This is a genomic window from Bergeriella denitrificans NBRC 102155, assembly GCF_001592185.1.
Lineage (GTDB): Bacteria > Pseudomonadota > Gammaproteobacteria > Burkholderiales > Neisseriaceae > Neisseria > Neisseria denitrificans.
The window spans coordinates 1-6,403 of the sequence record NZ_BCWL01000127.1; the positions used below are offsets into that span (position 1 = coordinate 1).

The following is a 6,403-nucleotide window of genomic DNA, read 5'->3' on the forward strand; positions in this document are numbered from 1 at the left end:
AAATTATTTATAAAGGTTTTTTGCATTACGTTGTTCTGCATTTAATTTTTTGATATTTAAGGCTTCCCTATAACACGGATGTATCTCCCATATAAGGTTGAAACCATTTTTTCTATGACCTGAGAATAAGTCGGGTAAATCGGAGTAGTTGTAATGATGGTAGCCATATCCATCTTCTTCGGTACGGGCTACAATAAACCCAATCCTATATAAGAAATCAGCAATTTCTTCAGGTTTTGTTGCTTTTTGCCCATCGATTTGTACTATTAATGAATTTAGAATTCTTTTTCTAATAATCTCTAGAAGTTCTGTTTGAGGAAATCTTCTATCTAAGCCGCGAAAAGAGGTTACAAGATCTTCTACTTGCATACATTGATGCTTGTGTTCTACTACTAGATCTGCAATGCGCTTTAATCCATATTCTCCCCAGCGGGCATCAATATTTAATTTGGCGATATGAGACATACTTTTTCGGATAGCATCTTCTTGAGCTAATTTGCAGAGTTGGACTCCCCAACGTGGGCGATTATAGGCAAGAATATATAAGACTTGGTATGTTGGAACATTTTTTTCATTCCAAAAAACAGTTGGTTGAAAAATTTTCTCTAGTAATTCATCTTCATTTAAAGGCCTAGTATCAGTAGGAAATTCAGCCTGAATTCGTTGGCAGATTATTCTCTTAAAGTCTTCTTCGCTCCAAGAAATCTCTGATACATATTGCTCAATTTTATCCATAGATTCATCATGTCGGCGAATGACAGGCCAAACATCACTTCTCAAAGTTACACGAAAATTAATGCCTTTAATATCTTGAATCATATAGCGACATGCAGAGAAAAAGCTGCCAATATTAACCTTTTCTTTGTTTGTATTTTGAAAAGTAGCATCTAAATCATCAATAAGAATCCAAATTTTTGAGTAATTTAAGGAGTTTATTCTTTTCAATACTTCGTGCTGGTTGATCGTTTGAGTAGTTTCAGGCTGATACTTGCCCAATATATTTTTAAACCTGCTTAGCAAACAGCTTATCAAATGACGTTCTTTGAACCCTTGAAATTCTGCTGATTCAACTAGCGATATTTGATCATCATTAATAGCGAAGCCTATTCTCTTAGCTAATTCTCTGTTAACAATAGCACAAAGCCTAATCATCCAATCCTGAATATACTCATTTGGTTCGGAGAGAGAAGAGGTTAATTTAAAATTATCACGAGATAAATCACTTCCTCTGATCTTGATTACAAGACTATCCTCATACTTCTCCACAATTTCTAAGCCTAGCCATTTAATTAATGCAGATTTTCCCATTCCTTTTTTGGCTTTAATGACTTGTAATCTTTTGCTATCTTTTAGAAAGGTATCAAAAGTATCTTGAGCAACAAAATAAGATTTTAATTCTTCATCATCGACATCATCAGCAGCTTCATTGCCAAAGTCCATTTTCTTAAGATAGTTATTCGGTTTCATTTTACCTCCTAGCTAAATTAATTCATCCATCACACATTAAACAAGAAATGCATCACATCGCCGTCTTTCACCACATATTCCTTGCCTTCCACGCGCATTTTGCCGGCTTCTTTGGCTTTGGCTTCGCCGCCGAGCGCGACGAAATCTTCATAGGCGATGACTTGGGCGCGGATGAAGCCGCGTTCGAAGTCGGTGTGGATCACGCCTGCGGCTTGCGGGGCGGTGTCGCCTTTGTGGATGGTCCAGGCACGGACTTCTTTGACGCCGGCGGTGAAGTAGGTTTGCAGGCCGAGCAGGTCGTAACCGGCGCGGATCAGGCGGTTTAAGCCCGGCTCTTCCAAGCCCATTTCGGCGAGGAATTCGGCTTTTTCGTCGTCGTCCAATTCGGCGATTTCGCTTTCCATGGCGGCGCATACGGCGACCACGGGCGCGTTTTCTTTGGCGGCCAGCTCTTCCAGGCGGTCGAGGTGCGGGTTGTTTTCAAAACCGTCTTCGGCCACGTTGCCCACATACATGGCGGGTTTGGCGGTGAGCAGGAACAGCGGGCGCAGCATGGCCAGCTCTTCGGCGTCGAGGCCGAACGAGCGCACGGGTTTGCCTTCGTCCAGGTGCGGCAGCAGTTTTTTGCACAAATCGACCAGCTTCTGCGCGTCTTTGTCACCGGAGCGGGCGCGTTTTTCTTCGCGCACGATGGCTTTTTCTACAGAAGCCAAATCCGCCAGCGCCAGCTCGGTGCCGATGGTTTCGATGTCGGCAATCGGATCGACTTTGCCGGCTACGTGGACGATGTTGTCGTCGTCAAAGCAGCGCACCACGTTGACAATCGCATCGGTTTCGCGGATGTTGGCGAGAAACTGGTTGCCCAAGCCTTCGCCTTTGCTCGCGCCGGCCACCAAGCCTGCGATGTCGACGAATTCGACAATCGCGGGTTGCATTTTCTGCGGGTTGACGATTTTCGCCAGCTCCGCCATGCGCGGGTCGGGTACTTCGACGATGCCGACGTTCGGCTCGATGGTGCAAAACGGATAGTTGGCCGCTTCGATGCCCGATTGGGTCAGCGCGTTGAACAAGGTGGATTTGCCGACGTTGGGCAGGCCGACGATGCCGCATTTCAAGCTCATGTTTTTTCCTGAAAAATAAATTGGTTTAATCGCGAATTATAACATATAGTCGGGCAAAACAAGAATGCGGCAAGGCTGCCCGCAGGATGCGGCACGAAAAAGCCGTCTGAAAATACGCATATTTTGAATGCGGCATTTTTCAGACGGCTTTTTTTATCCCCTTTGAATGCTCAAGGATTTTCCGCAGCAATTTGCGACACCAGCGCGTCCATATCGTCCAAATACGCCCCCGCTTTCGGGCTGTTAATCACCACCACCACAATCATGGGCTTGCTGCCCAGCCAATAACCCGCCAGCGCGCGCACGTTGCCCAGCGTGCCGGTTTTCAGGCGCAGGGCGCTGCCGGCGTTTTTCAGACGGCTTTTGAGCGTGCCGTCCACACCCGCGACCGGCAGCGTTTGGATAAAGGCGTTGCCGAAGGGGCTGAAATAGGCTTTTTCCAACACCTGCGCCAGCATTTTGGCGGTGACGCGCTCTTTGCGCGACAGGCCCGAGCCGTTTTCCAGCACCAGATGCCGCGTGTCTATGCCCGCCGCCGCCAACTCGTGCCGCACGGCGGCTTCCGATCGCACCAAAGTGGCTGCGGCATCGCTGCCGCCGCTGCCTTGCAGATAAAGCGGTTTCGCCGCTTGCGCGGCGGGTGCGGTCGGTGGCTGCACACCCTGCTGCGACTCGGATGCCGCCGATACGGGCAGCGCACTGGCCGCCTGCTCGCCCGCTTGCGGCAGGTTGTCATACGGCAGCATTTCAGACGGCAAATCCGCCGACAAACCGCCGCCCGACCAGCGCCACAAATTGGCAAAACCCACATCGGGCGCGTCGCCGCTGCCGCCCAGCTTCAAATAGACCGAGCGCGCAATCAGGTTGCTGGAATGCTTGTTCATCTCCGTGAGCATTTCTTTCAGCGGCGGCGAGTATTGGCGCACCAGCAGGCGGGCTTCCTGCGGGATGCGCCCCGTTTTCAGGCCGTCTGAAAGTCCGCCACCCGAAAGCCGCCAGGCATTGGCGAAACTGCGGTAGGCGAAATCGTCCGCTTCCAGCATGTTCACAAACATTTCCTGCCCCAGGCAGCTTTCGGGCAGACTGCCGGACACGCGCAACACGCCGCCGGTATAAACCGCTTTCATATGCTTGCCCAAAGCGCGGCATTCCTGCGCCAAGGTATTCAGGCCGAGGCGGTTGTCCACGGTTACGGCGGGCAGCGCGGGCTTGGTGCTGATCTGCACGCCGCCGCGCCCGTCGCGCTCGGGCTTCAGCCACACCACTTTATACGCCAGCATATTCGGATCGGGCGCAACCATATAACTTTCAGCCGCATCGGCGGCAAAATCCGGGCTGTTGCCCACCTTGCCCCACAGGCTGCGGTCAAACACCAAATGCCCGCGGATATTGCGGATGCCCATATCACGCAAACGCGCCTGCACCGCAGCAATATCTTCCTGCTGCAAAACAGGGTTGCCGCTGCCGACCCAATACAGATCGCCTTCCAGCGTACCGTCTTTCACTTCGCCCACCATGCCCCAATCGGTCGGCCAGCGGTAGTTTTCCCCCAGCGCGCGCAAAGCGGCAAACGCCGTCACCAGCTTCATGGCCGAAGCGGGGTTGACCGACGCGTTTTCACGGTGCGCCACCACCACCCGCCCGCTCTCCAGCTCCTGCACATAAACGGCGATTTCCCCTTGGGGAATGCCGCGAAAATCCAAAGCGGCGGCAGGTAAAACCAAAGAGCCGAGCAGCAGCGCGGCCAAACGGGGCAATATGTTCATAAGGGCGATACGGATTGAAAATAAGAAAACCCGACATTATACGGCAAATATACGGCAAAAGCCGTCTGAAAACCGACGTTTCCCGACGAAACGGGATAAATGCGGCGTTTTTCAGACGGCTTGCGGGGGCAAATTCAAATCTATTTTTTCAGACGGCTGAATGCAGACTCTGCCTTGCGTTGTTCACTATCGTGAAATTTCTAAAAAACAGAAACCTTTATTGCAGCAACCTTTATTGCCGTCATTCCCGCGCAGGCGGGAATCCACCCGTAAAGTACGGTAACTTATTTAAAACAATATGTTGTTTGATTTTTAAAGTGGATTCCCGCCTACGCGGGAATGACGTCGCTGAGTGTCTAAGTTTTTTTGCAAAAATCTCAGACTGTGCCTAAATTTGAAAAAGCATGCCAAATCGAAACATCAAACATTTTGATACCCGCAGCCTCCCACTCCGTCTCACAACACCTCAATCCGATTATCCCCATCCACCAACCAAACCCGCGCGTTTTCCGCAGCGGCGGCACGGAGGATGGCTTCGCGGCTCATAATGGCAAAAGCCGTGGCCAGCGCGTCCGCCGCCGCCGCGCTGGGCGCCATCACGCTGATGCTGCGGTAGCGCGGCTGTGCGCCGCCCGTGCGCGGGTCGAACAGATGGGTAAACGTGCCCCGCGCGTTGAACACCGTGCCGTAGCCGCCCGAGGTAGCAAAGCCTTCGTTTTGCAGCGGCACGCTTAACAAAACGGCGGTTTCGTCCTGCGGATTTTTAATGCCCACCTGCCAGCTATGCGCCTTGTCCATATCCAGACCACGGATTTCGCCCATATCCACCAGCGCGCGGCGGATGCCGTTTTTCTGCAGCAGCGCAGCGATTTTGTCGGTGATATAGCCCTGCGCGATGCCGTTGAGCGACAGTCCCATGCCCGGCTCGGCAAAGCGCACGCCCGCGCTGTCGAACGCCACTTTGTCAAACCCGACCAGCCGCAGGGCTTTTCGGATGTCGGCCTGCGGCGGCGGGCTGTCGGCTTCGGGATGCCGTCTGAAATAAGCGGCATAGGTTTGCCACAAAGGCTGGATGCTCGGGTCAAACGCGCCGTCGGTCAGCCGGTAGATGTCGCGCGCGCGGCTCAATACTGCCAGCAAATCGGTGCTCGGCTGCGCCAAATGCCCTGCGCGGTTGAGGCGGCTGATTTCGCTGTCGTCGCGGTAGAGGCTGAAGATTTTTTCCAAACGCGCGGTTTCCGCCAGCGCCTGCCTAATCAGGGCTTGGGCAAATTCGCGGTCTTCATGGTAAAGGCGTAACGATGCGCCCGAGCCTAAGGCGATGCCCTCCCAACCGACAAACGCATCGTCTGCCGCTGCCGCTGTTTCGTCGCGCGACGCCGCCCGCCCGAACCACAGCGGCAAAGCGGCTGCGGCGGCCAGGGCGGAAACGCTCAGAAAACGGCGGCGGTTCAGCGGTTTCATCGGGGATACTCCGTGTCGATGCGGGCAAAAGTGCAGCATATAGCCGGCAAATTGAAATTCTGCTGCGGCACTATAAGCCCCTTCGCCGCCGCCCGCAAGCGCGCCTTTGCACAAACACACGCAAGATTGCTTTTTGCCCACAAATGCGGTCTGAAAATTCCCCTATAATCGGCGGCTCGAACATTCCGAATTAGGAGCGATTATGCCCCCTGCTTCTCTTGCCCTGCCCCTGTTTCTGATTATTTTCGGCGCGGTTTGGCTGCTGAAATCCACCGGCATTCTGCCTGCCACGGCCACGCTGGTGGCGGCGGGTATTGCGGTGGCCGGCATCGCCGTATTGGTGGTGGACGGCATCAACAAGCAATCCATCGTATCCGGCCCGCTGCTGGTGTATATCGGCGCGGCGGTGTATCTGCGCCATGCTTACTGGGTAGCCTACTCGCCGCTGTTTGCGCTGGGCATGATGCTCTTGGGCGTGTTGCTGCTGATTTCGCGCAGCAGCATCGTGCCGCACAAAGGCTGGGGCAAACCGCGCGGCTGAGGCTTGGCGCGGCGGCAGGCCGTCTGAAAACCGTTTAAACACCC

At 53.2% G+C, this 6,403-nt stretch carries 5 protein-coding genes; 1 reads left to right on the forward strand and 4 read right to left on the reverse strand.

All coding sequences use genetic code 11. The features are described from left to right. Positions 1–3 precede the first annotated feature (3 nt). The 4 genes from BDE01S_RS07370 to BDE01S_RS07385 form a co-directional block, all read right to left on the reverse strand. The gene (locus BDE01S_RS07370) at positions 4–1,467 is read right to left on the reverse strand and encodes a P-loop ATPase, Sll1717 family (protein WP_066079522.1); all 1,464 of its coding nucleotides are present in this window, start codon (positions 1,465–1,467) and stop codon (positions 4–6) included. 29 nt (positions 1,468–1,496) lie between these two features. Continuing rightward, the gene (ychF, locus tag BDE01S_RS07375) at positions 1,497–2,588 is read right to left on the reverse strand and encodes a redox-regulated ATPase YchF (RefSeq protein WP_066079525.1); all 1,092 of its coding nucleotides are present in this window, start codon (positions 2,586–2,588) and stop codon (positions 1,497–1,499) included. A 170-nt stretch (positions 2,589–2,758) separates the two neighbouring features. Then, positions 2,759–4,354 (reverse strand): D-alanyl-D-alanine carboxypeptidase/D-alanyl-D-alanine endopeptidase, encoded by a 1,596-nt coding sequence (gene dacB / locus BDE01S_RS11785; RefSeq protein WP_066079529.1) that lies wholly within the window; start codon positions 4,352–4,354, stop codon positions 2,759–2,761. 456 nt (positions 4,355–4,810) lie between these two features. Then, positions 4,811–5,818, reverse strand: coding sequence for an FAD:protein FMN transferase (locus tag BDE01S_RS07385; RefSeq protein ID WP_066079532.1), 1,008 nt, complete (start codon positions 5,816–5,818; stop codon positions 4,811–4,813). A 202-nt stretch (positions 5,819–6,020) separates the two neighbouring features. Between BDE01S_RS07385 and BDE01S_RS07390 the strand changes: the two genes are divergently transcribed. Continuing rightward, positions 6,021–6,359: a hypothetical protein gene (locus BDE01S_RS07390; protein ID WP_066079535.1), complete on the forward strand. Its 339-nt coding sequence runs from the start codon at positions 6,021–6,023 to the stop codon at positions 6,357–6,359. Positions 6,360–6,403: the final 44 nt, after the last annotated feature.